Below are 26721 nucleotides of genomic sequence, written 5' to 3'. Positions count from 1 at the left end.
GTAGGACTTGGGATGTGCCGGACCACCACGAGGTCGAGCTGACGTGGGCGCCTGCCGCCGACGCGGAGGTGCCCGACCTGACCGGGCTGCCCGGGGTGGTCGCCGTCGAACGGTCTGCGACCGACGACCTCAGCGCGGTCTACTTCGACACCGTCGCGCTGTCCCTGATGGCGGGTGGGGTCACGCTGCGTCGACGTGAGGGCGGAGCCGACCAGGGCTGGCACCTCAAGGTCCCCGCGGGCGCCGGGCGCGACGAGGTGCACCTGCCGCTCGCCCGCGCGCGGTACGTCGCACCGAAGCCGCTGCGCGAGGCCGTGAGCGCCTGGAGCCGCGGCGCTGCACTGACCCCGGTGGCCACGGTCGACACCCACCGCACGACCTACCGCCTGCTCGGCGCGGACCGGGTCGTGCTCGCCGAGCTGGCAGATGACCGGGTCCGAGGCTGCGTGCCCGACGAGGGGTCCGCTCCGGTCGAGTGGCGCGAGTGGGAGCTCGAGCTCGTCGCGGGGAACCGGTCGCTGCTGAAGGCCGCGACCCGGCTGCTCGCGGCGCAGGGGGTGGAGGTCAGCGAGATCCAGCGCAAGGTGGAGCGGGTGCTGGGGGACAGGGTCCCGCGGGCGGCACGGGCGAAGCGCCCGAAGCCGGGCCGCTCCGCCGGCCGGGTGCTCCTCGCCCTGCTGGTCGAGCAGCGCGCCGAACTCGCGCGCCGGGACAGCGAGATCCGTCGGCGTGAACCCGACTCGGTGCACACGGCACGGGTCGCGACCCGTCGCATCCGGTCTGCCCTCGGGGCCTACGGCCCGCTGCTGGACGCCGAGCTGGCCGGGCCGGTCAGTGGCGAGCTGCGCTGGCTGGCACGGACGCTGGGCGACTCCCGCGACCTCGAGGTGGTGCACGCACGACTGCTCCGGCTGGTCGACGAGGAGCCGGCCGACCTGGTCGTGGGCCCGGTACGGCGGCGGGTCGACGCGGCGTACGCCGTGCGTCAGCGCGAGGCCGACCAGCAGGTGCTCGCAGCCCTGGAGTCGCCCCGCTACCTCGACCTCCTCGCGTCCCTGGACCGGCTGGTCCTCGACGCGCCGTGGACCGACCTGGCCGGGCGGCCGGCGCGCGACGTGCTGCCCCCGTTGGTGGCCGAGGAGTGGAAGGCGCTGCGCCGACGGGTCCGGGCCATCGCGGACGCCGAGGACCACGATGCCGCCGTTCACGACGCGCGCAAGGCTGCGAAGCGGCTGCGCTACGTGGTCGAGGCCCTGGTGCCGGTGTGGGGCGACGACGCCCGCAACCTGGCCCAGGCCGCCAAGCGGATGTCGTCGATGCTCGGCGACCGGCAGGACTCGGTGGTGGCCCGGCACGGCCTGCTCGAGCTCGCCGCGATGGCCACGGCAGCCGGTGAGAACGGCTTCACCTACGGGCGCCTGCACGCCCGCGAGGAGGCACACGCCCGGCGCCTCGACCACGACTTCGACGTGCTCTGGTCGGACATCCTGGCTCGGAAGCGGCTCCGCGCGTGGCTGCGCTGACGCGCCACGACCCGGACGCCCGTCGGGGCGTCCGGGTCGCTTCGGGGGGACCTTGCCGGGTCAGTCCTGGATCGGCTCCCTGGTGACCTGCAGGTCGTAGAAGAACGCGTTGTCGCAGGACAACTGCACGGTCCGGTGGCGCCAGGTGAGCGTCAGGTCCTTGGCGAGCTTGCGGTGGTAGCCGTCGACGGTGATGTGCTCACCCGCGTCGTCGTACTCCTCGTGGACCGGCGTCCGCTTCACCCTGCGGGAGGCGTGGCCGTCGATGACGGCGCGCCTGCCTCCACGACGATGCTGCCGTGGACCTGCTTGTGGTCGATGAAACCGCCGGCGACCTGGCGCGAGCCGCCGACCTGGTTGTCGCCCTTCCCGATGACGACCTGGATCACGTTGCCGTGCAGGTTGTTCTCGTAGAGGCTGGCGTAGACCGCACGGCCCTTGATCGTCGCCGTGCACTCGATGACGTTGCCGACCTCGTGCGTCGTGGTGGCGGCGCCGGCCGGTGACGCGAGTCCCAGCCCGATGAGGGCGTAGGTCGCGGTCGCGGCCAGGGCGCCGGCGGTGAGCTGGGTGCTGCGCATGGTGGTGCTCCTGGTTCCTCGTGGTTGTGAACGACGGGACTACGCCCGGGGAGCGAGCCCGGTTGCGTTCACCGGCCCGGTCCAGACCAGAGGTCCCCGGGGGTACGGTCCTTCGTCTCTGCCGGGGCGACCGACCGGGAGGAAGGCTCGGCGCATGGGTGTGATGACGGCGGGACACGTCGAGGAGCGCTCCCAGGCGCGCAGGGACTACCACCTGGCCTGGTGGTCGCTGCTGCTGTTCCTGGTGTCGGGAGCAGCCGCGATCGCCGTCGGGGAGGGACTCGCCAGCGCCTACGGGTACTCCTCCTACGAGCAGGACAAGGCGCCGGGCTGGCTGGCCCTGGCGGCGGGATATCCGGCACTGCTCGTCTTCGCCATACCGGCGCTGGTCACGACGCACTTCGCGGTGCGGGCGCGACGACGCGGCGTGGGCGCCGCCCTCATCCCGCTCGTGGTGGCCTGGGGCATCCCGGTGGTGTTCGCGGCTCAGAACGTGCTGGCGTACTACGCCGGCTGATCCTCGGCGCCCGCCTCCGGGGGACTGCTCACATCGCCTGGGAGACGCTCGACATGTTGAAGTCCGGGACGCGGAGCGCCGGGGTGGCGGTGCGCGAGAAGTAGTCGTCGCCCCACTCCCGGCTGAAGCTCGGGGCCGTCGCCGAGGCGTGGGTGAAGCGGCGCAGCAGGTCGACCGGGCTCTCGTTGAAGCGGAAGTTGTTCACCGCGCCGGTGATCTCGCCGTCCTCGACGAGGTAGACGCCGTCGCGGGTGAGCCCGGTCAGCAGCAGCGACTGCTGGTCGACGACGCGGATGTACCACAGGCAGGTCAGCAGGAGGCCGCGCTCGGTGCCGGCGACGACGTCGTCGATGCCGCCCGTCGCGCCGTCCACGGTGAGGACCAGGTTGTCGATCGGCGGAGTGACCGGCTGCCCCGTCATGGCAGCGGAGTGGCGGGTCTGCAGCAGCGAGGTCAGCCGGCCGTCGCGGATCCAGTCGGTGCGTCCGAGCGGCAGGCCGTTGTCGAAGACCGAGCTCTCGTTGCCCGACGACGCAGCCACCGCGAACGGCGCACACTCCAGCCCGTCGTACGCCGGGTCGGAGAAGAGGTTGACGCCGGGTGAGGCGATCGCCTCGCCGATCCGGGTGCCGCCCCCACGCCTGCTGTAGACCGACTGGCCCTCCCAGGCGACGCGGGCACCGGCGTACCAGTAGGCATCGATCATCAGGTCGGCGACGGCCGCGGGGGGCAGGATCGTGTCGTAGCGGCCGGCAGGGAGGTCGATGCGGCGCTTGCCCCAGCCGAGCCGCTGCGACACCGACTCCTCCATCGCGAGCGCGTCGACGTCGGCGAAGTCGCGGGTGGCGCCCCCGACCCAGGCGCTCTGCGCGAGGTCCGCGGTCTTGCCGGTGCAGGCGAAGTGGCCGGTCGGCTGGACATGGCGCAGGCGCAGACCGGTGCTGGAGCCGACGTACGTCGTGACCACCTCGTGGTTGACGAACCCGTAGAGCACGCGGCCGCCCGTCGAGGCTCGGCCGAACGCCTCGCCCAGGGCGGGCGCGAAGCGGTCGTAGACGTGGATGTCGGTGGCACCGGGCTCGTCGTCCCAGTCCGCCGCTGCGGTGCCGGTGACCAGGTCGTTGGCGTCCTCCGCCGCCGACCCGGCCCGGGCGGCGGCGTCGGCCGCCTCGACGAGCGCGGTCACCTGGGCCTGCGTGCTGGCGGTGCCGGTCACCGACCCGGTGGCGACCCCGTCGGCCCTGCGCACGAACGAGACGACGGTGACCGTGATGCCGTGCATCACGCCGTTGGTGGTCAGGGTGTTGTTGGCCCAGCGCAGGTTGGCGCTGGTCGAGTCCCGGACGATCACGACGGCGTCGTCCGCGAGCGTGGTGGCCAGGGCGTGCTCGACGAGGGACTGCGGGGTCCAGGAGCCGGTCTGCGGGGTGGTCATCACTGGCCTGCCTCGTCGGTGGTGTTGAGGATGTTGACGCCGCGGAAGAGCGCGGTGGGGCAGCCGTGGCTCACGCTGGCCACCTGCCCGGGCTGGGCCTTGCCGCAGTTGAACGCGCCGCCCAGCAGCCACGTGTCGGGGCCGCCCACGGCCTCCATCGAGCCCCAGAAGTCGGTGGTGGTGGCCTGGTAGGCGACGTCTCGCACCTGGCCGACCAGCTCGCCGTCGGCGATCTTGTAGAACCGCTGTCCGGTGAACTGGAAGTTGAAGCGCTGCATGTCGATCGACCAGCTCTTGTCGCCCACGATGTAGATCCCACGCTCCACCCGGCCGATCAGCTCCTCGGTGCTCGGCCCGTCGGGCGCCGGCAGCAGCGAGACGTTGGCCATCCGCTGGATGGGGATGTGGCCGGGGGAGTCGGCGTAGGCACAGCCGTTGGAGCGTCCACCCGGCTGCCCGGGACTGAGCTCCGGCTTCATGTGGGCCATGGCGCGGTCCAGCTGGTAGCCCACCAGGACCCCGTCGCGGACGATGTCCCACGACTGGGTCTGCACCCCCTCGTCGTCGTAGCCGATGGTGGCCAGCCCGTGCTCGACGGTGCGGTCCCCGGTCACGTTCATCACGGGGGAGCCGTACTGCAGGGTGCCCAGCTTGTCGTACGTCGCGAACGACGTCCCCGCGTAGTTGGCCTCGTAGCCCAGCGCTCGGTCCAGCTCGGTCGCGTGGCCGATGGACTCGTGGATGGTCAGCCAGAGGTTGGAGGGGTGGATCACCAGGTCGTAGGCGTCGGCCTCGATGCTCGGCGCCTTGAGCTTCTCGGCGAGGAGCTCGGGGACCTGCTCGATCTCGTCGTCCCAGTCCCAGCTGCCGGAGCCGGCCCCGCCGACGACGTACTCCCAGCCGCGACCCACCGGCGGAGCGATGGAGGCCATCGAGTCGACCGTGTCGGCGCCGGCCCCCATCGCCTCGAACCCGGGCTGGAGGCGGACCCGCTGCTGGGTGGTGCGCGTGCCGGCGAGGTCGGCGTAGTACTTGTTCTCCTGCACCTGCTGCAGGTCGGCCGACGCATGGTCGACCGCCGCCCCGGTGCGCAGCCGCTCGGTCCAGTCGATGAGCACAGCGGCCTTCTCCGCGACGGGCACGTCGAGCGGGTTCACGGCGTACGACGACACCCAGCTGACGTCGTCGTGCACGGGCTCCGGCGCGATCTCGACGGGGGTGGTGGTCATCCCGGCGGCGACCACCGCGACGGCCACGGCCCGCTCGGCCACCCGGACGGCCTCGTCGGTGGTGAGGACGACTCCGGCGGCGAAACCCCAGGCGCCCCGGTGGATCACGCGGACGGCGAAGCCGAGGTCCTCGTGGTCGCTCGCCCCCTGGAGCACCCCGTCCCGGACACCGAGGTGCTGGTAGCGCACCCGCTCGAAGCGGAAGTCCGCGTGCGTGACCCCGAGCTCACGGGCCCGGCCGAGGGCGGCGTCGCCGAGGCTGCGGTAGGGGAGTGCGGTGAAGGTCGGGTCGAGTCCCGGAGCGCTCATGCCGGCGAACCTATCGGACACAGCCACCCGTTCTCCGGCCATCCGCGGGGCCCGTCGGGGCGTTGCCCAACTCTGGTGACGACACGGGCCCACGGGGTGCCGAGACTCGAAGTCGGGGGCCGCATACCCAGGGGAGGGCGGATGGGCGTTGGCCCGGCACGCGACCGTGTCGCTCGGGTCGCCCGGGGCACCGGGTGGGTGGTGTCCGTCGCGGTCGCCCTGGTGCTGGCGTCGACGATCCTCGGCGGTTGCAGCGGGATCGGCCAGCCGGTCGCGGCCGACCTGACGGGCCATCGCGCGGGGGTCTGCCCACCGGAGTATCCGAAGCACCTGCACATGACCCGCAGGATCCCGCCGGCGCGCCGCCGCTACGCGGTCTCCACGCCTGCACCAGCGACGTACGTCGTGGCCCGGTGCTGCTCGTCAACGAAGGCGGCACGGTCTGGAGCACGGTCGCGCCCGGTCACCCGAGCCGTCTCGTCGAGCACGACGCCCAGGTGGCGTGGCTGCGGTCCAGGGTCGCCGTGCCGCCCGCCCTGCTCCTGCCCGGCAGCGCGGTGCTCGTGTGGGCCCGGCCCGGCCAGGTGACCTGGCACCCGAACCGGGAGTGGAGCGTGGCGTGGGCCAGCCTCGAGGCAGGATTCCAGGCGCTGGCGGCACACGGTCGGGACACCCCGCAGGCAGCAGTCGTGGGGAATGCTCCGCGCGGGCAGGCGCTGATCAGCTGCGCGCTCACGGCGTACCACTTCTTCCAGACCGCGGCAGCCGACGCGACGCCGGCCGGGGACGGCCTCGGGGCGCTCGAGCTGACCTGGAGCGCCTCGGCCACGCCGTGCGCGGCGGACTGGAGCCACGCCGACAAGCTCCTCAGCCTGCGTGGCGCCACGCCGACCGCCTGGGGGACGGCCGTGGCCCGCGCCGACGCCTGGGTGAACCGCAGCCGCGCCGCCCTCTCGTGGCTGGACGTGCCGGGTGTCCCCACCGTGGGGCTGAGGTGACGAGCGGGATGGACGACCCGGTCCTGGGCCAGGTCGCCGCCTACAACGCCCACGACGTCGACGGCTTCGTCGCCTGCTACACGACCGACGCCGAGATCGTCGACGGTGACGGGCAGGTGCTGATGGCGGGCCACGCCGAGATGCGCGAGCGCTACGCCCGGCTCTTCGTCACCCACCCCGACGCGCACGCGGACATCCGCCAGCGGATGCGCGAGCACGACTGGGTCGTGGACCACGAGGTGGTGCGCACCGGCGGCGTGGAGCGGGGGTACGTCGTGGCCTACCGGGTGCGGGACGGGCTCGTGGCCCGGGTGATCATCCTGGGTGGCTGAGGCTCACGCGCCGGTCACCGGGACACCGACACCGTCGAGCCCTGCCGGGACTTGGTCACGACCAGCTGCGTCGGGATCCGGTCGCGCATCTCGCTGACGTGGCTCACGACGCCGACCACGCGACCGCCGTCGCGCAGCCCGTCGAGGGTGTCCATCACGTCGTCGAGGGTGTCGGCGTCGAGAGAGCCGAACCCCTCGTCGACGAAGAGCGTGTCGAGGTCGGCGCCGCCGGCCTCCTGGGTGATCACGTCGGCGAGACCGAGCGCGAGCGCCAGCGACACCACGAAGGTCTCGCCGCCGGACAGCGTGGCGGGGTCGCGGGTGTCACCGGACCAGTCGTCGCGCACGAGGAGGCTGAGCCCGCCCCTGGTCTCGCCGGCGCCCTTCTGCGCGGTGTGCTCGAGCGAGTAGCGCCGGTCGCTCATCCTGGCGAGGCGCTCGTTGGCGGCGGCGACCACCTGTGAGAGGCGGTAGGCCAGGACGTAGGCGGACAGGCGCATCTGCAGGCGGTTGTCGGCCGACTTGCCCTCGGCGAACGAGGAGAGCCGGGTGACCAGGGCCTGGGACTCCAGCACCGGGGCCCACTCGGCGAGCGCCGCGTCGAGACGCTGGCGCAGTCCCTCGAGCCGGTCGTGGCGCGAGGTCCACAGGCTGGCGGTGGCCCGGGCGTCACCGAGCGCGGCCAGGGCCCGGCTGCGGTCGGCTGCCAGCCCGGTCACGTCGGGCAGCGGCACCCGGGCGAGCTCCTCGGCCCCCGGCTCCTCGAGCACGGCGGCGACCGCGGCCAGCCGCCGGTCGTGCTCGGCCAGCCGCCGCGCCAGGGCCTCGACCTCGGCGGCCGGTGCTGCGCCGGCGACGGCCTCGTCGACAGAGCCGAACCCGGCGTCCTGCACGGCGGAGTCGAGCGCCGTCGTGGCGTCGACGAGCGCCGACTCGCGCGGACGCGAGCGCGTCGAGGGCCCGGATGGCGCGTCGTCCGACGTCCGCACGCGCCTGGTGGGCGGCGAGGAGGGCCGGGAGATCGCGGCAGCCGGTGCCGGCGAGGAGACCGTCGAGCTCTCGACCCAGCTCCGCCGCCTCCTGGCGCCGGTGCCGAAGCGTCGAGTCGAGCGCGGTGGAGGCGAGCTCGAGCTCACGGAGGTCGGCCTCGACGCGGTCCTGACGGGCCAGCGCGCGGTCGACCTCGATCTCGAGCGCGGGCGCGCGGTCGGCGGCCGCGGCGAGCGCGGCAATCCGGTCCGCGTGGGCGCGGCGGTCGGCCTCGAGCTCGTCGGCCGTGGCCGTCCCGGCCCTGACAGCGGCGGCCGCCAGGCGGGTGGAGAGGTCGCGCACCACCACGTCGCGCAGGTGCTCGTCGGCCTTCGCGTCGTCGAGGGCCTTCTGGGCGGCCTTCTCCGCGATGGCGTCGGTGCGCCGGGGAGCGGGCTGGCCTTGTCGGGGTGGTCGGCAGAGCCGCACACCGGGCAGCAGGCGCCCACGGCCAGCGCCCCCGCGATCTCGGCGGCCATCCCGTCGATCCGCGCCTGCCGCAGCGCCAGCAGCTGCTCGTGGCGGCCCAGCGCCGCCTCCCGGACCTCGAGCCACTGCGCCCGGGCGGACTCGAGCTCGACGGTCACCGTGACGACCTCGGCCGCCGCCCGGCCTGGCCGTCGAGCTCGGCGAGCCGGGCCCTGACCTGAGGCAGCTCGGCCGCTGCGGCCTGCGCCTCGCCCAGCGCGGTGCGCAGTCCCGCGACCCGCGCGGGGAGCGCGGCCCTCTCGTCGCGGACACCGGCCGCGCGCGTCGCGAGCTCGTCCCGGCGTGCCTCGGCCTGCTGGATCTCCGCGTGCAGCGCCGAGAGCAGGTCCTGGCGGGGGAGGGCGGCGCGGACCGCTGCCGCGGCGTCAGCCGCTCCGGCGACGGCCTCGTCGAGGGTGTCCCGGTCGACCATCAGCAGCCCGAGGCGGGCCGCGGCCTCGGCGCAGGCCTCTGTCGCCGCTCGCTCGGCCTGGTCCAGGCCCTCGGTGGCCGCGCGCACCATCCGGTGGACCGGGACCACACCGGAGGCGCGACGCGCCGCGTCCAGCCTCCGCCGGCCGTTCTCGACCCGGTCGGTGTCGGCGAGCAGGCGCGCGTGCTCCGCGGCGGCGGCATCGAGGCGGGTCCGGCGCTCCACGAGCCCCCGCGCCTCGTCGAGCCGGGCGTGGGCCTCGGCCTCGACGGTGACCGCGACCTCCGCGGCGGCGTCGGCGGCCCGGCGCCGGTCGGCCGCCTGGTCACGGAGGCCGAGCGCCCACGACGACAGCGTGCGGTCGGCGGCCGGTCCGGTGAGGTCACGGATGTCCCACGATTCCGGGAGGCCGGCGTCGGTCGCCTCGCTGAGCCGGCTGACGAGGTCTGCCACGGCCTGGTGGCAGGCCTCGGACCGGCGTCGCAGGACGGTACGCCGGTCACGTAGCCATCGCTCGACGTCCTCGAAGCGGCCGGTCCGGAAGAGCCGCTGGAGCAGCTGGTGGCGCTCCTCGGACCGGGCGCGGAGGAAGGCCTGGAAGCGTCCCTGCGGCAGGAGGGCCACCTGCGTGAACTGGGTGAGGTTCATCCCGACCAGGCTCGTCACGAGGTGGCCGGTCTCGTCGAGCCGGCTCGACAGGGGCACCCACTCGCCCTCGACCCGCTCGGAGATCGTGACCGACGCCTGCTGGCTGGTCGTGCCGGTGCCCCTCTTCTTCGGCCGCTCCCACGCCGGGGATCGGACGATCCGGAACCGGCGTCCGGCCAGCGTCGCCTCCAGGGTGACCTCGGGAGCGACCCCGGGGGCGGCCTGGTCGCTGCGCAGCCTCTTGGCGGCCGCGCGGTCGCCGGGGACGTCGCCGTACAGGGCGAAGCACACCGCGTCGAGGATGCTGGTCTTGCCGGCGCCGGTGGGGCCGGAGAGGAGGAACAGTCCGGCGTCCGACAGCTCGTCGAGGTCCACCTCGACGTGGTCGGCGAAGGGGCCGAACGCGGTGATCTGCAGCTGGTGGAGACGCATCAGCCACCGGCCCCGGAGACCAGCACGTCGAAGTCGGCGTCCTCGCAGCAGGCGTCGAAGGCGTCGCGCAGCAGGCGCGCCTCGGCATCGGTCGCCGGGGCTCCGCGCATCTCGGCGACGAAGTCGAGGGCGATGTCGTACTCGCTGCGGCCCTGGAGGCGGGCGGCCGGGGCCGCGGTGAGGCCGCCGGAGGCGGGCTCGAAGCCGAGCACCAGGGTGTGGGGGAACCTCGCCCGGAGCCGGTCCATGGCCTGCTGCGGCCTGAGGTCGTCGGTGAGGACCGCCTGCACCCACGCGCCCTCGTGGGCGGCCAGGGCAGGGTCGGCGAGCAGCTCCTCGAGGGTGCCCCGGAGCCGGGCCAGCGGCCGGGGCACCGGGGCGTCGACGAACTCCGCGGACACCGCGCCGTCGCGGCCCAGGTCGACCAGCCAGGACCCCTTGCGGTGGCTGGCCTCGGAGAAGGAGTAGGCGAGCGGGGAGCCGCTGTAGCGCACGCGCGGTGTGAGCGTGTGCCGCCCGTGGAGGTGCCCGAGGGCGACGTAGTCGACCCCGTCGAAGACGGACGTCGGCACGATGGAGACGCCGCCGACGCTGATGTCGCGCTCGGAGTCGCTCGGCTCGACCTCGGCGGCGCCACCGGCCACGAAGGCGTGCGCCAGCACCACGGTCCGCACTCCCGGACCGCGTCGCGCCGTGTCCGAGCGCACCCTGCGCATGGCCTCGCCCAGCGCTGCCTCGTGGGAGCGGCCCGAGAGCCGCCACGGCTCGCGGACCGCGTCGGGGTCGAGGTAGGGAATGCCGTGGATCGCGACGAGCCCGTGGTCGTCGTCGAGGAGGATCGGAGCGCCCACGGTCGCCGCGTCGGTGCGGATGAAGACGCCGGCCGCGTCGATCAGCCGCGAGCTGAAGCCGAGCCGGTGGGCGGAGTCGTGGTTGCCGCTGGTGAGCACGACCTTGGCCCGGGACGCGGCCAACCTCGCCAGGGTCTCGTCGGCGAGCCGGACGGCGTCGACGTGGGGGAGCGCCCGGTCGTAGACGTCGCCGGCCACGACCACGAGGTCGACCACCTCGGTCTCGACGACCTCGAGGAGGTGGTCGACGTAGGCGGCCTGGTGGGTGAGCATCCCCTCACGGTGGAACGACCGGCCGAGGTGCCAGTCGGAGGTGTGGAGGATGCGCATGCGTCCAACCTAGGAAGGGCCACCGACAGTGCGGTGCCCCCACGCCGGGAAGGGCTCAGGTGTAGCGCACGCAACGCTGCGACGAGGTGAAGCCGTAGAGGACCAGGCCGGCCTCCCGGGCCAGCTGCACCGACAGGCTGGTCGGCGCGCCCACCGCGACCAGCGACCCGACCCCGGCGGCGATCGCCTTCTGCACCAGCTCGAAGCCGGCGCGACCACTCACCACCAGACAGGCGGCGGCCGGGGACTCGCCCGCGAGAAGCCGGGCGCCCGTCACCTTGTCGACGGCGTTGTGCCGCCCGACGTCCTCGCGGACCACCAGGGGCTCTCCGGGGGCCGTGAACAGCCCGGCGGCGTGCACCCCGCCGGTGCGCGAGAACACGGTCTGGTGCTCGCGCAGCAGCCCGGGCAGGCGGCGTACGACGGGGGGCTCCGGCAGGGCACCGCCCCACGGCTCGGCGCGGGGCACGTCGAGGGCCGAGGTGACGCTGTCCTTGCCGCACACGCCGCAGGCCGACGACCCGGCCGAGAGGCCCGTGTGGCGGTGACCCGGGTCGCGCACCGGCGGCCCGACGAGTGTCACCGTCACCACGTTGAACTCCTGCTCCGGAGCCAGGTCGACGTCGGTGCAGTAGGCGACGCCCTGGACGTCGCCGGGGCGCACCAGGCCCTCGTGGAGCAGCCAGCCGGCGCCGAGCTCGAAGTCGTGCCCGGGGGTCCGCATCGTGACCCAGACCCGGCGCGCAGGAGCGCCGGGCCACGCGAGGCGGATCTCCAGCGGCTCCTCGGTGGCGAGCCGGTCCTCGTGCCGGCGCTCGCCGTCCTCGACGAGCTCGCGGACCCGGGTCCGGACCGTGGGCCCCGGTCGGCGCGACCGCCCGTTCACGCGAGCACCTACCGGGCCGGGAACGCGCGGCGGATCGCCAGCCGACGCTCCAGCTCGTCGGTCAGGTCGACCACCCGGCGCCGGATCGAGGCGTCGAGGCCCTCGAGGTCGATCAGGGCCCGAGCCCGCGCCACCGTCTCCTCGGTGAGGGAGGTGGTCGGGAAGAAGTCCTGGGCCGCGTCTGCCAGCACCCAGCCGCTGCGAACGTCGACGGTGCGCGGCACCTCGGCGAAGTAGCGGTCGACGTAGCCGTCGGTGAGTTGCTCCTGCCCGGTGCGCCACATTCCCAGGCCGGCGGCCTCGAGCTCGTAGTTGGGCACGTCCACCTCACCCACGAAGCGAGCCCAGGCCCACGCCTTGGCCTCGGCGTCGGGCAGGGACGCCATCGCCCTTGAGTGCTCGACGCGCGAGCGGGCGGTGGGCTCGGCATCGAGCGCCGCTTCCAGCTCGGCCCGGTCGGTCTCGCCGAGCACGGCGAGCTGCACCAGGATCCGCCAGCGCAGGTCGAGGTCGAGGTCGATGCCGTCCGGGAGCACCCGGCCCGCCAGCCAGGTACGGAGCTGCCCGGCGTCGGTGGCCGAGCTGACCGCCGCCTGGAACGCGGAGAGCTGGAGGGTCGAGCCGGCGTCGGCGTCGGACACCTTCGTGAGCGCGACCGCGTTGATGCGGCGCAGCGCGGCGTCCGGGTCGGACGCGAGGGGGACGACCTTCGAGATCGCCCACGGCATCGTGTAGAACACGGCGTCGTCGCTGTCCTCGACCGGGAGCCCGGCCTCGAGCAGGTCCAGGACGTCGGCCGGGTCGATCGCCGCGTTGTGGAACGCGCTCCGCACGTTGTTCCAGATCCCCGCACGCAGCCGGGTGTCGTCGGTCGCCGGCAGCAGCGACTTCAGCGCGGACACGGTGACCTCGTCCGGCTGGACCAGTGCCCAGGTGTCCTCGTAGGGGTCGAGCACGACGGCCGTGCCGTCCGCCACGTCGTACGCCGTCTCCTCGGTGGCCACGGTGAGGGCCGAGAGCTCCCACTTGCCGCCGGGCTCTGCGGTGGCGACCCGCAGCGTGTGGGAGCGGTCGGCAGGGTGACCGGCCGGGGGAGTGCGCCGGAGGACCCCGGCGCCACGGTCCAGCACGATCGTGTCCGGGCCGGCGGTGCGCAGCCAGTTGCTGGTGAACCCGGCCAGGTCGCCCGCACCGGCCTCCTCCCAGCTCCGGAACAGGTCGTGCATGGTCGCGTTGCCGAAGCGGTGGCGGGTGAAGTGGTCGATGGCCCCCGCGAAGAAGACGTCGTCGCCGAGCGTGGCGTTGAGCTGCTTGAGGATGCTCGAGCCCTTGGCGTAGGAGATGCCGTCGAAGTCCTGGAGCGCGGCCGTCGCGTCGACGGCGCCGTTGCCGGCCACCGAGTGGGTGCTGGGCCGCTGGTCTGCGACCAGCCCCCACTGCCGACGTGCGTAGGCGTTGTGGGTCCAGGCGTCGTCGTACTCCGTGACGTCGGCGGTCACCCGGTTGCCCATGTACTCGGCGAAGGACTCGTTGAGCCACAGGTCGTCCCACCACTTCGGCGTGACGATGTTGCCGAACCACTGGTGCGCCATCTCGTGCGCGACCGTGGTGGCCCGCTGGATCCGGACGCCGCGCGTGACCCGGCTGGAGAAGATCAGCGGGTCGCGGAAGGTCACGCAGCCGGGGTTCTCCATCGCGCCGGCGTTGAACTCCGGCACGAAGGCCTGGTGGTAGGCGCCGAACGGGTAGCGGATGCCGAAGAGCCGGTGGAACTCGTCGAAGCACTGCTTGGTCATGGTGAAGAGCTCGTCGGCGTCGGCGTCGAGGTCGCGGGCGATGCTGGCCCGCGCCGACAGGCCGAGCGGGATGCCGTCGTGCTCGTCGGTCACGAGGTGGTAGGGGCCGGCCACCAGGGTGACGAAGTACGTCGACAGCGGCTGGGTCGGCGCGAGCTCCCACTGCGCCGTGCCTCCGGGGCCGGACTCGGTGCGCGTGCCGGGGGCGTTGCCGACGACCAGCCAGTCGGCCGGCGCGACCACGTGGAAGGTGTAGGGCGCCTTGAGGTCGGGCTGGTCGAAGCAGGCGAAGATGCTCGGGCCGCGTCCATGAACGACATGCCGTAGACGTAGTGCTTGCCGTCGGCCGGGTCGACGCTGCGGTGCAGCCCCTCGCCGTCGTTGCGGAACCGCATCACCGCGTCCACGACCAGCTCGTTGTCGCCCTCGGTGGTCTGGAGCGGGAGGCGACCCCGTTGGAGGAGGTCGGCGTCCAGGACCGCACCGTTGAAGCGGATCTCGTTCACGCGCGCCGGCTTGAGGTCGACGAACGTCGGGCCGCCGCGCGAGGTGAACCGGATCGTCGTGACCGAGCGGAACGTCGCGTCGTCGGCAGCGAGATCGAGTCGGACGTCGTACGACTGGACGGTCAGCAGGTCGAAACGGGCCAGCGCCTCGGTGTGCTGGAGGCTCTGGAAGGGGCTCTGGTTGGCGGCGTTCACGCCGCACACCCTATGCCGGGCACCGGAGCGGCCGAAGGTAACGGAACGGTGACGACGCCGGCGTCTTCGAGCGCGCGTCGATCAGGGGTCCTACGTTCGGCGCTGGAGCCCGGAGGAATTCCGTGGGTCGGCCATGCAACCAACCGGCCACCCACGGCGTCTTACGGGTCACTGGGGGCGTCAGTCACGCCTATTCGGGGTAAAGGGGAGTGGCTCGATGAAGCCAACCATTGTCAACCGCCGGGGCCGTGCCCTGGCTTCTCTCACGGCGACGCTGGGCCTGGCCCTCGGTGCCGCCACCGTCGCGACCGGCCCGGCCAGTCCGCGGCTCCGGCGCCGGAGTGCACGCCGTACACCGGCACACTCACGAAGGGCGACGCCGTGAACGCCCTTTCGGTCACCTCCGGAACGACGCCGGAGACCTTCGGGGTGAGTACCTCGGCACGATCGCGGACGGAATCGCGCCCGGTGTCGACATGATCATGGTCAAGATCACCGCACCGAACCCCGACGACATCGGGGGCATCTGGCAGGGCATGTCCGGGTCGCCGGTCACCGACCCTGCGACCGGAGACGTCATCGGTGCCATCTCCTACGGTCTCTCCTGGGGCCCGTCCTGGATCGCCGGCGTCACGCCGTACCAGGACATGACCAAGTACCTGAACGCCCCCGCCGCCTCGGCCCGGGTCAAGGTCTCCGACTCGGCCGCCCGCACCATCGCGAGCAACTCCGACGTCTCGCTCACGCAGGCGGCTCAGGGCTTCGCCCAGCTGCGCATGCCGACCGGCGTCTCCGGCGTCAGCAACCACCGCCTCGAGCAGGCCGGCAACAACCGCGTCACCCAGGTCGACGGGCACCGCGTCACGCACAGCTGGCTGCCGAAGGCGACCTACCGGATGGGTGCGGCGGCCTCCGCCGGCCAGGGCGCCGGACCCGAGACCGTGGTGCCGGGTGGCAACCTGGCGGCCACGCTGTCGTACGGCGACATCACCATGGGTGGCGTCGGCACCGTGACCGCAGTCTGCAACGGCAAGGTGCTCGGCTTCGGCCACCCGATGACCTTCGCCGGCAAGACCTCGCTGACGCTGCACCCGGCCGACGCGCTGTTCATCCAGCCCGAGTCGCTCGGTGCACCGTTCAAGGTCGCCAACCTCGGCGCTCCGGCGGGCACCATCTCCGACGACCACCTGACCGGCATCACCGGCTTCCTGGGTGCGATCCCGGACACCACGGACGTGACCTCGACGGTGTCGTACAACGGTGACTCCCGGACCGGCGCGAGCCACGTCTCGGTGCCCGACGGCACCGCTTCTGCCGTCTTCTACGAGACCATGGCCAACCACGACCGCGTCCTGGACGGCATCGTCAAGGGCTCGGAGCAGCTCACCTACGAGGTCACCGGCAAGGACGCCGACGGCACGCCGTTCGACATCACCATCGCCGACCGCTACGCCTCGGACTACGACATCACCTGGGACGCCGGCTGGGAGATCGCGGACTTCACCTACGCCCTCAGCAACGTGCCGGGCGTCGTCATCGACAACGTGACGATGAACTCCGCGGTCGACGACGACCACTCGACCTGGAAGATCAGCAAGGTCGAGCAGAAGGTCCAGGGCGTCTGGGTCAAGATCGGCAGCGGGCACGCCGTCCGCGCAAAGGCCGGGCAGACGCTGCCCCTGCGCGCGACGCTGACGTCGGGCTCGGACACCAAGACGGTGCCCGTCGACGTCAAGGTCCCCGCGAACGCCTCCGGTTCCGATGGTGTGCTCCAGGTCATCGGCGGCTCCGACCTCTGGTCCCGCGGCAGCTACCCGCGCTCGGTCGCCGACGCGCAGAAGTACGCCGACAACCTGGTCCGCAACGACCAGGTCCTGGTGGCGCTGGACCTCTACTCCAAGCGCCAGTCGACGGAGCGGACCACCACGACCGACCCGCAGGAGAAGGTCGTCTCCGGTCACAAGCGGGCCCGGCTGTTCGTCAAGTAACCGCCTGACCGCTGCGCACGGCGGGTCGGGGGCCTCGGCTCCCGGCCGCCGTTCGTGTTCCTCGCGCAGAACGACGGCGAGCGAGGCCGGGACTTCGTGCCCTGTCGCGGGCCTTCGGCCGTCGACCACGCTGACGGCAGGCGGGGTGGGCTGGGGCTCGAGGCTGGGAGACGAGGCTGGGAGACGAGGCTGGGAGACGAGGCTGGGAGACGAGGCTGGGAGACGAGCATGAGGCTGGCACGGCGACGAGCGCCGCAGGTGGGTGTCGCCCCCGTCGACGGGACCGTCGCCTGGGACGCCTGGACCATGGGCTGGGTCGGGGCCCTGGGCCTCGCCTTCGCCAACGCGGCCCTGCACCGTGGTTACGGCGGCCGGCTGCCCGAGCTCTCGGCCGACCAGGTCGCCTGCGTCGTGCTGCTGGTCCTGATCCTTCCCTGGACCGTCCACGTGGAGCGGCACCAGCCGCTCGTCGAGCTGCGCGACGCGGTCCTGGTCGGCCTCGCGTGGGCCGGGGCCACGGTGGCGTTCGAGCTCGGCTTCGGGCACTGGGTCAACAGGGTCGGCTGGGCAGACCTGCGCGCGGCGTACGACCTGCGGTCCGGCCGGCTGTGGGCGCTCGACGTGCTCGGGATCGCGCTGGCCCCGGCCGCCGCCCGCTGGTGGAACGGACGATCGTCCCGGCGCCCGGTCCTGGTGGTGAGGCTGCCCCGGGGCTGGGACCTGATCGTGCCGGCGTCGGCCGGGGCGCCGGGGCCTACAGGCTGACCAGCATCTTGCCGGTGTTGCCGCCACGCAGCAGGTCGAGGAACGCGTCCACCGCGTGGTCGAGGCCCTCGACGACCGTCTCCCGTGCCGTCAGCTTTCCCTCGGCGACCCAGGCGCCCGCGCGTCGGTAGAACTCGCCGGCCAGGTCGGCGTGGTCGGAGACGATGAAGCCACGCAGCGTGAGCCGCTTGCTCACGATCATCATCATGTTGCGCGGCCCGGGGACGGGCTCGGACTCGTTGTACTGGGCGATCGCTCCACAGAGCGCGACCCGTCCGAAGTCGTTCAGGTGCAGCATCGCCGCCTCGAGGTGGTCACCGCCGACGTTGTCGAAGTAGACGTCGAACGGCGCGTGCTCCTTGAGCTGCCGGGCGATCGGTCCGTCCTTGTAGTTGACGGCCGCGTCGAAGCCGAGCTCGTCGGTGAGCCATGCGACCTTCGCCGCCGAGCCGGCCGAGCCCACCACCGTCGACGCACCAAGCAGTCGGGCCATCTGCCCCGCGAGCGAGCCGACCGCTCCGGCGGCGCCCGAGACCAGCACGGCGTCGCCTGCCTGCAGCTCGGCGATCCGGGTCAGCCCGACGTACGCCGTCAGGCCGGGCATGCCGAGGACGCCGAGGTAGGCCGAGGCGGGCACGCGCTCCACGTCGACGACGCGCACGGCGCCGGCCGGCAGCAGCGCGTGCTCGCGCCACCCGGCCTGGTGCAGGACAGTCGCGCCGACGGGGACCGACTCGTCACCGGAGGCGATCACCTCGCCGACGGCGCCCCCCTCGAGAGGGGCGTCGAGCCGGAACGGCGGCACGTAGGACTTGACGTCGTTCATCCGGCCACGCATGTAGGGGTCGACCGACATGAAGGTGTTGCGGACGAGGACCTCTCCGGGGCCGGGTTCGGCCAGCTCGACCGTGACGAGGCGGAAGTTCTCGGCCGACGGCCAGCCGGACGGGCGGGAGGCGAGCTGGATCTCACGGGTCTTCAAGGTCATGGGATCGATGCTGCCAGCGGCGCCGCCGGCCACCCCGTCCGGGGCTTCGTGGTGGTGGGCGACGTCACGTCGTCGGCGGCTTCGGGAGCCCCGTCCGCCGCAGTAGGATGTAAGAGCCGCACAAGCGGCAATACTTATTACACACCAACGGGGCCCGCGGACCGGGCCGAGAGGGATGAGCGATCATGAACACGCAGCTGCACCTGGCCTTCGGGATCGTCGAGGGACGCGCCCACTCCGATCAGGAGCTGGCCCAGATGCGCGACGTGGAACTGGCCCGCGAGACGGAGCGGAGGGCTCGTCGTACCCTCCGCCGCCGCGGTCGCTGAGCTCCGGCGCAGCACCCAGCACGCAGCAGACCCCGGGCCGATCGGCCCGGGGTCTGCTGCGTGTGGGGGAGGAGTCAGGCCTGGATGCCCAGGGCGAACTCCACCTTGCCGGCGGTGTCGACGGCGGCATCGAGGATCTTGTCGTCGAGCATGGTGGCGGCGGCCTGGTCGAGGTAGACGGTGGCACCGTCCTGCTCGACGGTCTGGTCGCCCGGCTCCGGGGCCTCGGCCGCGCTGACCGCGAAGGTCGGCTCGGGAGCTTCCTCGGAGGTGATCCGCAGACCGGCGGTGTCCGCGAGGCCGGGCTGGGAGGTGATGTCCTTGACGATGGTGCTGGCGTTCTCGGTGAGGGTGAGCATGACTCGCCTTCCGATTGGCGTGCAGGTCCCTTCCACCCTCGCCCCCGTCGGCCCGCCACGCAAGTCCGCGCGGCCCTCCGGCGTGTCCGGACGGGGTCTCGCACGATCAGCCGCAGCCGAGCGTCAGCGGCGCGCGGTGTCCTCAGGACGGTCGGGCCGGGTCACCGAGACGACCTCCGGGGGCAGCCCCCACTCGTCGCGGCCGAGCCTGGAGACCGGACGCAGGTGCTCCATGGCGGGGTGACCGTCGACGAGCGCGTCGTCGAGGACGGTGACCGCCACGACCCTGCCCAGCACCAGCGTGGAGTCGCCGAGCTCGTGCGTGGAGTGCAGGGTGCACTCCAGCGACGCCGGCGAGTCGACCACGCGGGGCGGGGTGACCAGGGCACTGGGCTCGAGGGTGATGCCGAGCGCCTCGGCCTCGTCCACGTCCGGGCCGAAGCGCGCGCTGGTGTCGTTCACCTGGTCGAGCATCGGCTCGGTCGCCAGGTTGACGACGAACTCCCCGGTCGCGACCACGTTGGCCAGGGTGTCCTTGTCGCCCACGGAGGTGAAGCACACGATCGGCGGGTTCGCGCAGGCGACGTTGAAGAAGGAGTGCGGGGCGAGGTTGCCGACGCCCTGGGGGTCGAGCGTCGAGATCCACGCGATCGGACGCGGCACGACCACGGCGGTGAGCAGCTTGTAGGGATTGACGTCGGGGTCGTCGCTGCGGAAGACGGTGCGCATGGCCCGACAGTACGACGCGAGCCGGAACCTGCCCCGGGCCGCTCTGGCAGGCTTGGCCCATGAACGACGAGACCCCGGATCCCACGCTGCGCAGCATCGACCTGACCCGGATCGGGAAGGGGCGCTACAAGGCGACCAACGCGCGTGGGGGAGTGCTGCCGATCGGCTCGGGCCACGACCCCGACTTCAGCCCGGTGGAGCTCCTGCTCGCCGCGCTCGCCGGGTGCGGGGCGATCGACCTGGACCTGGTCACCTCCAAGCGCGCCGGCGCCGAGACCTTCGACGCGCGCGCCGTCGGTCACAAGATCCGCGACGAGCAGGGCAGCCACCTGGTCGGGCTCACGGTGACCTTCGACGTCACCTTCCCCGCCGGGGAGGACGGCGACCGTGCGCGCGAGGTCGTCCCGCGCACGCTGCAGCAGGTCCGCGACCGGCTCTGCACGGTGGGGCGGACCGTCGCCCTCGGTGAGCCGGTGGAGTACGTCGAGGTCGCCCGGCCGTGAGCAGGCGCGTCGACGTCACCGTCGAGAACATCATCGAGCGGCCGGTGCAGGAGGTCGCGGCGTACGCCGGTGATCCGGGCAACGCCCGGAGTGGTACGCCAACATCCGCCAGGTGGACTGGCGGACCGCGGCCCCGGTCCGCGTGGGGTCGCTCCTCGACTTCGTCGCGACCTTCCTCGGTCGGCGCATCGCCTACACCTACGAGGTCACCGCCCTCGAGCCAGGGGCACGGCTCGTGATGCAGACCGCCCAGGGGCCGTTCCCCATGCGCACGACCTACGCGTGGACCGAGGTCCCGGCCGGGACCCGGATGGAGCTGCGCAACGACGGGGAGCCGTCGGGGTTCTCGCGTCTCGCGGCGCCGGTCATCGAGACCGCCATGCGCCGGGCCATGACCAAGGACCTCGCCGCGCTCAAGCGCATCCTCGAGGCCCGGCGCTGACGTCGCCGGGAGCAGTCCGTCTCCTGCCGTGAGCGGTCAGGGCGTCACTGGGCGGTGACGGACTCGATCTCCACCTTGTCCTTGGGGGCGCCGTCGGGGCCGCCGTCGGCCGTGCCCTTGTCGGCGATCGCCTGGACGACCTTCAACCCGGCGGCGTCGACCTTGCCGAAGACGGTGTAGCTAGGCGGCAGCGGGCTGTTGCCGTAGACGATGAAGAACTGCGAGCCGTTGGTGTTCGCGCCGGCGTTGGCCATGGCCAGGGTGCCGGGGCCGTAGGTCTCCTTGCCGGAGAGCTCGTCGTCGAACTGGTAGCCGGGCCCGCCGGCGCCCGTGCCCGAGGGGTCCCCGCACTGGAGGACGTAGATCCCCTGGGGGTCAGCCGGTGGCAGGGCGTGGAGTCGAAGTAGCCCTGGTCGGCCAGGGACACGAAGGAGTTGACCGTGCACGGGGTGGAAGATGCGTCGAGGGTTGCCTTGATGTCGCCGGCGTTGGTCTTCAGCGTGACCGCCTCGTCGCCGGTCACCGTGGCGTGGTCCGGCGGCAGCGAGACCTTCTTGGCGGGCGGCCGGCCGTCGGAGGAGTAGGAGCAGGCCGGCCCGGTCGCGCTGCGGGTGGGGGCGGTGTCCGCGACGGTGCTCGAGGAGTCGTCGCTCGAGCAGCCGGCGAGCGCCAGGACTGCTGCGGCCGCGGCCAGGACGGAGAGGGGTCGCTTCAGCATGGCCACGATGGTAGGGGGAGGGGTCAGGCGTTCAGGCCGCGGGCGGCGACAGGCCACGGACGCAGCTCGCCGGACTCCTCGGCGTACACCGTCCCGACCAGGTTGACCGCGTTGCACACGTGGTTGGGCACGACGTCGAGCCGGGTGCCCAGCGGCGGGAGCGGCGCGCCGGCGAGGTCGACGACGGCGTGGTGCTCCGAGAGCAGCACGACCCGCGCGTCGGGGTGCTCGGGCAGCCGTCCGAACCCCGAGGCGTACGGCGCCCGGTCGGCGCCCAGGATCTTGCTGCCGGCATCCAGGACCACCCGGCCACCGGCGTGGCTGACGACCGTCGAGCAGCACGTCAGCGCGATGCTGTCCGGCGTCATGGAGCCGAGCTCCCACTGCTGCGCGTCCCCGAAGACGTAGACCCCGGGTCGCAGCTCGGTCAGCGTCGACAGGTCGGAGTGGGCCAGGCTCGGCGTCGACCCGCCGCTGACCACCCGCGGTTCGACGCCCGCCGCGCGCAGCGACCCGGCCGCCTCCTGGAGTGCCCTCGACTCGTCAGCGGCGGCCGTGGCCAGTGCCTCGGGGGCGTAGCTGTGACCCGGGAAGGTGAAGAGGCCGCGGACCCGGAGCCCCGTGCGGGCCGCGGCAGCAGCGACGGCCCCGGCGTCCTCCGGTCGGACCCCGCTGCGATGGTGACCGCAGTCGACCTCGACCAGCACCTCCACGGTCGAACCGCCGAGCAGCCGGCCCGCGTTGGCGGCACCCTCGACCGAGTCCACGCCGATCGCCAGTCGAGCGTCGCCAGTCAGGTCGGTCAGCCGCCCGGCGGAGACGTCGTCGAGCCAGAGCGGGTAGGCGACGAAGATGTCGTCGATGCCGTGCCGGGCGAACGTCTCGGCCTCCCCGACGGTGGCCACGGAGATGCCGACGGCGCCCGCGGCCAGCTGGAGCCGCGCGATCTCGACGCTCTTGTGCGTCTTGACGTGGGGGCGCAGCGCGACGTCGCCTCCCCGGGCGAGCTCCGCCGCCACGGCGATGTTGCGGCGCAGCCGGGCCAGGTCGATGCGCAGGTACGGCGTCGCGGGCATCACTGCTCCTCGTGGTGGTCGGGGTCACCCCCGAAGAGCCGCCCGTCCGGGCGTCCGAGACCGGTGATCGCGGCGACCTCGTCGTCGGTGAGGGAGAACCCGAAGACGTCGAGGTTCTCCCGCTGTCGCGTGGGCGTGGCCGACTTCGGGATCGGGATCGATCCGAGCTGCACCTGCCAGCGCAGGATGACCTGGCCGGGAGTGACCGCGTACTTCTCGGCGGCGGCGGCGACGGGCGGCTCGGTGAACGGCGCCTGTCGCTTGCCGAGGGGGCTCCACGACTCGGTGCGGATGCCGAGGCGCTCGTTCACGGCCCGCATCGGGGCCTGGGGGAAGTAGGGGTGCAGCTCGATCTGGTTGACCGCGGGCGTCACCCCGGTCTCGTCGATGATCCGGGTCAGGTGGGCCTCGGTGAAGTTGGAGACCCCGATCGAGCGGACCAGTCCCTCCTTCTGGAGGTCGACCAGCGCGCGCCAGGCCTCGGCGTACCTGCCGACGCTCGGGTTGGGCCAGTGGATGAGCTGGAGGTCGAGGTGGTCGAGTCCGAGCCGCTCCAGCGAGCCACGGACGCTGGCCACCGCGTCGTCGTAGGCGTGGTGGCGACCGGGGATCTTGCTGGCGACCTGGATCTGGTCGCGCGGCAGGCCGGAGCGTCGGATCGCCTCGCCCACCGCGCGCTCGTTCTCGTAGTTCACCGCGGTGTCGAGCAGCCGGTAGCCGACCTCCAGCGCGCTGACGACGGCCGTGATGCCGTCGTCGCCCCTGAGGGGATAGGTGCCGAAGCCGATCGCCGGGAGCGTGCTGCCGTCGTTGAGCGTGTACGTCGGGATGGCCATGACGCCAACGTAGCGGCCGCGCGACCGACCGGGAGCCGGAGCCTTCGCCCGGCAGCGTCAGGAGGTGATGACCGACCCGTGGCGCCGCCACCACCGGGCGCCCTCGTGCAGCCGGTGCGCCGGGTCCTCGGCGATCCGGCGCAGCGCGGGCCGTCCCATCATGCCGGCGTAGTAGAGCGCCCGGCGGCCGACCGGGTCCGGCTCCTCGAGGAACGCGGAGAGCCGGTCATCGGGGACGCGGCTGCGGTTGTGCGCCAGCTCCACCAGGGCGGCTGCGACCAGATCGGGCTCGCCCCCGTCCAGCCAGGCGAGCGCGTGCTTGGTGGAGGCCTCGTGGCCCAGGCCGGTCAGCAGGTCCCGCGCCGCCGCCCGGACGACGGGGTCCTCGTGGTGGTCGGCCGCGTCGGACATGGCCGCGGCGATGGGGCCGCGGAGCGGGGAGGCCATCATCAGCAGCGTGGCGGTCCAGCTGCGGTCGCCCCGGGGATCGAACGCCGCCTCGAACAGCAGCCGGGCGAGCAGCGGCTGGTGGGGGATCCCGACCTCGTCGCAGACCCGCGCGGTGACGCGGTCGCAGAAGGTGGTGTGGCGTTCCAGCCGGGCGGGATCCCAGGTCGGGGGTGCCGGATTGACGGGGCGGACGAGGTCGGGCCGGGTGGCCGTGCGCACGGAGGGCGGCAGGGCGTGCCACAGGTTCGAGAGCAGCAGCCACTGTCTCTCGTCGTCGGCGTGGGCGTTGAACGCCGCGACGAAGGGAGCCACGACCTGGTCCCAGTCGGCGGGCGTCAGGCCACCCACGGACGCGAGGTTCTGGAAGCCGACGACCGCGCCGCGCAACATCACCGGGTCCTCGCTGGCGAGGTGGGGCACCAGCAGCCGCAGACAGGGTCGGTCGGCGCGCTCGGCGACCACGCCCAGGGCCTCGGCGACCACCTGGGCGCCGGGCTCGTCGACGTAGTCGCGGACGGCCTGCAGCACGAGCCCGCCGTACTGGCCGCAGCGGAGCAGGGAGAGTGCCTCGTAGCGGGTCACGTAGGCCGTGAACACCGAGCGGCTGACCTCGCTCAGCAGCTGGTCGACGGCCGGGCGCAGCAGCTTGCGGGGCAGGCCCGGGCGGACCGCCAGGGCCGCCTCGCAGAAGTGCAGCCAGTCCAGCCCGGTGGTTCGACGGCTGCCCAGCACGCGATCGGTCGCACGGTCGAGGTCCACCAGCCTGGGGGGCGGGACGACGGCCCCGGGACGGTCGTGGCCGTGGTTGCGGCGGACCACGTCGACGGCGCTGCGCAGCATGCCCGGCTCGCGGCCCAGCACCGCCTCGTAGGCCAGCACCGCCGTGCCCGGGGCGACCCGTCCGGTCTCCCAGCCCGACACCGACGGTGCGGAGGCGGAGATGCCCCGGTCCTTGAGCCGGTGCGCCATCTCGGTGACCGACAACGCCTCGCCGTCGATGCCGGCGGCCCGGCTCATGCGCAGCAGCCACGCGACCCGGACCCGAACGTCAACCCGCGGGGAGTCCAGCGGGGTGGGGTCCTCGAGGACATCAGGAGACCTCGCCATCGAGCCCCCTCCCGATCTGCGTGGGCGCGGCCCCCTGCCGCGTTCCCGAGGAGGCTCACCCTAAGCGCCGGGTACCCCCGTCAGGCCCCGTTTCCGTGAGCCTGGGATCCCGAGTCGTCGGGCGTGGCCCTGTGGTCGGGGTGGTCGTGGCAGCGCTGCTGCTCCTTCATCTCTGCCTCGAAGAGGTGCCGGCGGCCTCCGACCAGCTCGTCGCGGGCCTGCTTCTCGAGCGCCTTGAAGGTCGAGTAGTAGGTGTCGTCGTACTCCTCGACCACCTGGAAGGTCCAGCGACCGTGGATCACGTTGCGGCCCAGCAGCTCTCGGTCGATGTGATCGGCGAGCCCGCCGTGGCCGGCGGCACGCAGCTGGTCGACGGCCTCGCCGAGCGTGATGTGGGCCCTGCCGGTGAGGCGGTGGAAGCCGTAGAGCAGTCCCCGCGCGTGCTCGACCGTCTCCAGGGCCTCGGAGAGCTTGCCGAGGGCCTCGACGGTGTCGTCGGAGACGCCACGCGGACGGAGGTGCTCGGGGATCGGCTGGTCGGTCATCGGGTCTCCAGGGCGGCGAGCAGGGCGGGCGGGTCGGCAACGGTGAAGGTGGCCCCCGGGTGCCGGAGGATCCCGGTGGGATCGAGGGCACGCACCGGCTGGTGGAACTCCACGCAGACCGCACGGTCGCCGTTCGTCGCGAAGGTCACGCCCCGGTCTGCGAAGGACAGGTGCGCGGGGCCGGCGGTCTTCAGGAACGCGAACCCGCCGCTCTCGGTCGCGGACGCGATGTTGTCGAGCGGGGTGCGCAGCGACCACGGCCCCAGGCGGGCCCGCAGCTCTCCGTCGCCGACCTCGACCCACGCCGTGGCGGGGACGATGCCGAAGCACAGTCCCGGCAGTCGGTAGATCGGGTCGAAGCGGAACGGGAAGCGCTGCATGGCCGCAGGCTAGCGACGTCCACCAACGACCTGCGTCCTCTTCCTGGGGTGAGTCACGTGTCGGTGCCGCCGCGGCCGCCACGCGCTGGCCGATCCGGGCCCTGCTCGGCGCGCAGGGAGCATCCGGCAGGCTGGGTGCGTGCAGCCCGTCGACGTCCTCGCCCGCATCGGTGCGGAGGTGACGGGCACGCAGCCCGCACCGGACGTGTCCGTGGTCGTGGCCACCGGCGCCCTGGCCCTCGTGCTCGTGGCCCTGCCGACCGGCTGGCGGGTGACCCGTCACGTGGTGACGATCGCGCACGAGGGCTCGCACGGGGTGGCGGCGCTGGTCAGCGGCCGTCGGCTGGCCGGGATCCGCCTGCACTCGGACACGTCGGGACTCACCCTGTCGCGGGGGAGGAGCCGGGGGCCCGGCATGGTCGCCACCGCGCTGGCTGGCTACATCGGCCCCGGGCTGCTCGGCCTCGGCGCGGCGTACCTGCTCCGCGAGCGGCACGCCCTCGCGGTGCTGTGGCTGGCGGTCCTGCTGCTGGCGCTGCTGCTGGTGCAGATCCGCAACTTCTACGGCCTGTACGCCGTCCTGGTCTTCGGGCTCGGCGTGCTCGCGGTGTCGTGGTGGGGGAGCGAGCCGGTGCAGTCGGCCGCCGCCTATGCCGGCACCTGGTTCCTGCTGCTGGCCGCCCCGAGGGCTGTCCTGGAGCTCCAGCACCAGCGCCGCCGCGGCCGCGCCCGCGACTCCGACGCCGACCTGCTGGCGCGGCTGACGCCGCTGCCGGGGCTGGCCTGGGTCGGCGTCTTCCTCGTCACCACCGGCGCGGCGCTCGTCGCCGGGGGTGGCTGGCTGCTCGGTTGAGGGCGCGGACCGCTGGCACCGATTGGTCACCAACCACACGCCGGGGCCCCTGGGATCTGTCGTTGGTGACCAATCCGCGGGCGATCCGTCGGTCCGTCCGGCGGCGCGGGGTGACGCCTCGGCTCGGAACCCGCCCCTGAAATCGGGGTGCGGCC

Annotated in this window: 29 protein-coding genes and 1 pseudogene; 11 read left to right on the top strand and 19 right to left on the bottom strand. The window is 73.1% G+C overall.

The features are described from left to right. Window positions 1-14: 14 nt before the first annotated feature. On the top strand, window positions 15-1523 hold the full coding sequence (locus tag H0S67_RS12280) for a CYTH and CHAD domain-containing protein (RefSeq protein WP_180933301.1): 1509 nt from the start codon (window positions 15-17) through the stop codon (window positions 1521-1523). A 60-nt stretch (window positions 1524-1583) separates the two neighbouring features. On the opposite strand, the gene H0S67_RS12275 is transcribed toward H0S67_RS12280, so the two are convergent. Together H0S67_RS12275 and H0S67_RS12270 are read right to left on the bottom strand one after the other, a co-directional pair. Then, window positions 1584-1766: a hypothetical protein gene (locus tag H0S67_RS12275; RefSeq protein ID WP_180933300.1), complete on the bottom strand. Its 183-nt coding sequence runs from the start codon at window positions 1764-1766 to the stop codon at window positions 1584-1586. Next, entirely contained in the window at window positions 1763-2104 is a 342-nt protein-coding gene (locus tag H0S67_RS12270) for a hypothetical protein (protein WP_180933299.1), read from the bottom strand. The genes H0S67_RS12275 and H0S67_RS12270 overlap by 4 nt, the downstream gene beginning before the upstream one ends. A 154-nt stretch (window positions 2105-2258) precedes the next feature. Here H0S67_RS12270 and H0S67_RS12265 point away from each other — a divergent pair, with 154 nt between their 5' ends. Then, on the top strand, window positions 2259-2621 hold the full coding sequence (locus tag H0S67_RS12265; protein WP_180933298.1) for a hypothetical protein: 363 nt from the start codon (window positions 2259-2261) through the stop codon (window positions 2619-2621). Window positions 2622-2649: 28 nt separating this feature from the next. Here the strand turns inward: H0S67_RS12265 and H0S67_RS12260 are convergent, their stop codons facing one another. Next, window positions 2650-4056: a metallopeptidase TldD-related protein gene (locus tag H0S67_RS12260; RefSeq protein ID WP_180933297.1), complete on the bottom strand. Its 1407-nt coding sequence runs from the start codon at window positions 4054-4056 to the stop codon at window positions 2650-2652. Beyond that, window positions 4056-5594 carry a TldD/PmbA family protein gene (locus tag H0S67_RS12255; protein WP_180933296.1) on the bottom strand — a complete coding sequence of 513 codons (1539 nt, stop codon included), beginning with the start codon at window positions 5592-5594 and terminating at the stop codon, window positions 4056-4058. Before H0S67_RS12255 ends, H0S67_RS12260 begins: the two co-directional genes overlap by 1 nt. Window positions 5595-6007: 413 nt before the next feature. Here H0S67_RS12255 and H0S67_RS12250 point away from each other — a divergent pair, with 413 nt between their 5' ends. Both H0S67_RS12250 and H0S67_RS12245 read left to right on the top strand, forming a co-directional pair. Beyond that, window positions 6008-6592: a hypothetical protein gene (locus tag H0S67_RS12250; RefSeq protein ID WP_180933295.1), complete on the top strand. Its 585-nt coding sequence runs from the start codon at window positions 6008-6010 to the stop codon at window positions 6590-6592. 8 nt (window positions 6593-6600) lie between these two features. Next, window positions 6601-6924, top strand: coding sequence for a nuclear transport factor 2 family protein (locus tag H0S67_RS12245; protein ID WP_180933294.1), 324 nt, complete (start codon window positions 6601-6603; stop codon window positions 6922-6924). Between the two features lie 14 nt (window positions 6925-6938). Here H0S67_RS12245 and H0S67_RS12240 read toward each other — a convergent pair whose 3' ends face one another. Further along, window positions 6939-7913, bottom strand: a complete 975-nt coding sequence (locus H0S67_RS12240; RefSeq protein ID WP_180933293.1) for an SbcC/MukB-like Walker B domain-containing protein — start codon at window positions 7911-7913, stop codon at window positions 6939-6941. A 7-nt stretch (window positions 7914-7920) separates the two neighbouring features. Here H0S67_RS12240 and H0S67_RS12235 point away from each other — a divergent pair, with 7 nt between their 5' ends. Next, window positions 7921-8598: a hypothetical protein gene (locus H0S67_RS12235; RefSeq protein WP_180933292.1), complete on the top strand. Its 678-nt coding sequence runs from the start codon at window positions 7921-7923 to the stop codon at window positions 8596-8598. Here the strand turns inward: H0S67_RS12235 and H0S67_RS12230 are convergent. The 4 genes from H0S67_RS12230 to H0S67_RS12215 are packed head-to-tail and all read right to left on the bottom strand — an operon-like array spanning window position 8537 to window position 14040. Beyond that, window positions 8537-9934 (bottom strand): AAA family ATPase, encoded by a 1398-nt coding sequence (locus tag H0S67_RS12230; RefSeq protein WP_180933291.1) that lies wholly within the window; start codon window positions 9932-9934, stop codon window positions 8537-8539. The two genes, H0S67_RS12235 and H0S67_RS12230, sit on opposite strands and share 62 nt — an antisense overlap. Further along, window positions 9934-11115, bottom strand: a complete 1182-nt coding sequence (locus H0S67_RS12225) for an exonuclease SbcCD subunit D (RefSeq protein WP_180933290.1) — start codon at window positions 11113-11115, stop codon at window positions 9934-9936. The genes H0S67_RS12230 and H0S67_RS12225 overlap by 1 nt, the downstream gene beginning before the upstream one ends. 55 nt (window positions 11116-11170) lie before the next feature. Beyond that, the gene (locus H0S67_RS12220; RefSeq protein ID WP_180933289.1) at window positions 11171-12001 is read right to left on the bottom strand and encodes a formate dehydrogenase accessory sulfurtransferase FdhD; all 831 of its coding nucleotides are present in this window, start codon (window positions 11999-12001) and stop codon (window positions 11171-11173) included. A gap of 8 nt (window positions 12002-12009) precedes the next feature. Continuing rightward, window positions 12010-14040, bottom strand: coding sequence for a M1 family aminopeptidase (locus tag H0S67_RS12215; protein WP_246354694.1), 2031 nt, complete (start codon window positions 14038-14040; stop codon window positions 12010-12012). A gap of 934 nt (window positions 14041-14974) precedes the next feature. On the opposite strand from H0S67_RS12215, the gene H0S67_RS12210 reads away from it, so the two are divergent. Together H0S67_RS12210 and H0S67_RS12205 are read left to right on the top strand one after the other, a co-directional pair. Then, on the top strand, window positions 14975-16486 hold the full coding sequence (locus tag H0S67_RS12210) for a hypothetical protein (protein WP_180933288.1): 1512 nt from the start codon (window positions 14975-14977) through the stop codon (window positions 16484-16486). Between the two features lie 228 nt (window positions 16487-16714). Next, on the top strand, window positions 16715-17251 hold the full coding sequence (locus H0S67_RS12205; protein ID WP_180933287.1) for a hypothetical protein: 537 nt from the start codon (window positions 16715-16717) through the stop codon (window positions 17249-17251). Here H0S67_RS12205 and H0S67_RS12200 read toward each other — a convergent pair. Further along, window positions 17241-18239, bottom strand: a complete 999-nt coding sequence (locus H0S67_RS12200) for an NADP-dependent oxidoreductase (RefSeq protein ID WP_180933286.1) — start codon at window positions 18237-18239, stop codon at window positions 17241-17243. The two genes, H0S67_RS12205 and H0S67_RS12200, sit on opposite strands and share 11 nt — an antisense overlap. A 185-nt stretch (window positions 18240-18424) precedes the next feature. Here H0S67_RS12200 and H0S67_RS12195 point away from each other — a divergent pair, with 185 nt between their 5' ends. Continuing rightward, window positions 18425-18568: a hypothetical protein gene (locus H0S67_RS12195; RefSeq protein ID WP_180933285.1), complete on the top strand. Its 144-nt coding sequence runs from the start codon at window positions 18425-18427 to the stop codon at window positions 18566-18568. Between the two features lie 74 nt (window positions 18569-18642). Here H0S67_RS12195 and H0S67_RS12190 read toward each other — a convergent pair whose 3' ends face one another. Next, window positions 18643-18927 carry a Fe-S cluster assembly protein HesB gene (locus tag H0S67_RS12190; RefSeq protein ID WP_180933284.1) on the bottom strand — a complete coding sequence of 95 codons (285 nt, stop codon included), beginning with the start codon at window positions 18925-18927 and terminating at the stop codon, window positions 18643-18645. Between the two features lie 123 nt (window positions 18928-19050). Next, window positions 19051-19656, bottom strand: coding sequence for a flavin reductase family protein (locus H0S67_RS12185; RefSeq protein ID WP_180933283.1), 606 nt, complete (start codon window positions 19654-19656; stop codon window positions 19051-19053). 59 nt (window positions 19657-19715) lie between these two features. On the opposite strand from H0S67_RS12185, the gene H0S67_RS12180 reads away from it, so the two are divergent. Both H0S67_RS12180 and H0S67_RS12175 read left to right on the top strand, forming a co-directional pair. Next, window positions 19716-20159: an OsmC family protein gene (locus H0S67_RS12180; protein ID WP_180933282.1), complete on the top strand. Its 444-nt coding sequence runs from the start codon at window positions 19716-19718 to the stop codon at window positions 20157-20159. Window positions 20160-20271: 112 nt separating this feature from the next. Beyond that, complete coding sequence (locus H0S67_RS12175; RefSeq protein ID WP_246354693.1) at window positions 20272-20601, top strand: SRPBCC family protein; 330 nt, start codon at window positions 20272-20274, stop codon at window positions 20599-20601. A gap of 44 nt (window positions 20602-20645) precedes the next feature. On the opposite strand, the gene H0S67_RS27355 is transcribed toward H0S67_RS12175, so the two are convergent. The 7 genes and pseudogenes from H0S67_RS27355 to H0S67_RS12145 form a co-directional block, all read right to left on the bottom strand. Further along, window positions 20646-21047: a peptidylprolyl isomerase gene (locus H0S67_RS27355; RefSeq protein WP_343050058.1), complete on the bottom strand. Its 402-nt coding sequence runs from the start codon at window positions 21045-21047 to the stop codon at window positions 20646-20648. Then, window positions 21029-21319 (bottom strand): annotated as a pseudogene (locus H0S67_RS27350) (peptidylprolyl isomerase); the annotation flags it as partial. The gene H0S67_RS27355 and the pseudogene H0S67_RS27350, both read right to left, overlap by 19 nt. Window positions 21320-21342: 23 nt before the next feature. Then, the gene (locus H0S67_RS12165) at window positions 21343-22395 is read right to left on the bottom strand and encodes an alanine racemase (RefSeq protein WP_180933281.1); all 1053 of its coding nucleotides are present in this window, start codon (window positions 22393-22395) and stop codon (window positions 21343-21345) included. Next, window positions 22395-23231 carry an aldo/keto reductase gene (locus H0S67_RS12160; RefSeq protein ID WP_180933280.1) on the bottom strand — a complete coding sequence of 279 codons (837 nt, stop codon included), beginning with the start codon at window positions 23229-23231 and terminating at the stop codon, window positions 22395-22397. Before H0S67_RS12160 ends, H0S67_RS12165 begins: the two co-directional genes overlap by 1 nt. 57 nt (window positions 23232-23288) lie before the next feature. Further along, the gene (locus H0S67_RS12155; protein ID WP_180933279.1) at window positions 23289-24788 is read right to left on the bottom strand and encodes a hypothetical protein; all 1500 of its coding nucleotides are present in this window, start codon (window positions 24786-24788) and stop codon (window positions 23289-23291) included. 80 nt (window positions 24789-24868) lie between these two features. Further along, window positions 24869-25333 (bottom strand): hypothetical protein, encoded by a 465-nt coding sequence (locus tag H0S67_RS12150; protein ID WP_180933278.1) that lies wholly within the window; start codon window positions 25331-25333, stop codon window positions 24869-24871. Beyond that, on the bottom strand, window positions 25330-25713 hold the full coding sequence (locus H0S67_RS12145; RefSeq protein ID WP_180933277.1) for a hypothetical protein: 384 nt from the start codon (window positions 25711-25713) through the stop codon (window positions 25330-25332). Before H0S67_RS12145 ends, H0S67_RS12150 begins: the two co-directional genes overlap by 4 nt. A gap of 139 nt (window positions 25714-25852) precedes the next feature. Here H0S67_RS12145 and H0S67_RS12140 point away from each other — a divergent pair, with 139 nt between their 5' ends. Then, window positions 25853-26566, top strand: coding sequence for a M50 family metallopeptidase (locus H0S67_RS12140; RefSeq protein WP_180933276.1), 714 nt, complete (start codon window positions 25853-25855; stop codon window positions 26564-26566). Window positions 26567-26721: the final 155 nt, after the last annotated feature.

This window comes from Nocardioides ungokensis, from assembly GCF_013466985.1.
GTDB lineage: Bacteria > Actinomycetota > Actinomycetes > Propionibacteriales > Nocardioidaceae > Nocardioides > Nocardioides ungokensis.
This window is presented reverse-complemented; position numbering and strand designations above follow the sequence as displayed.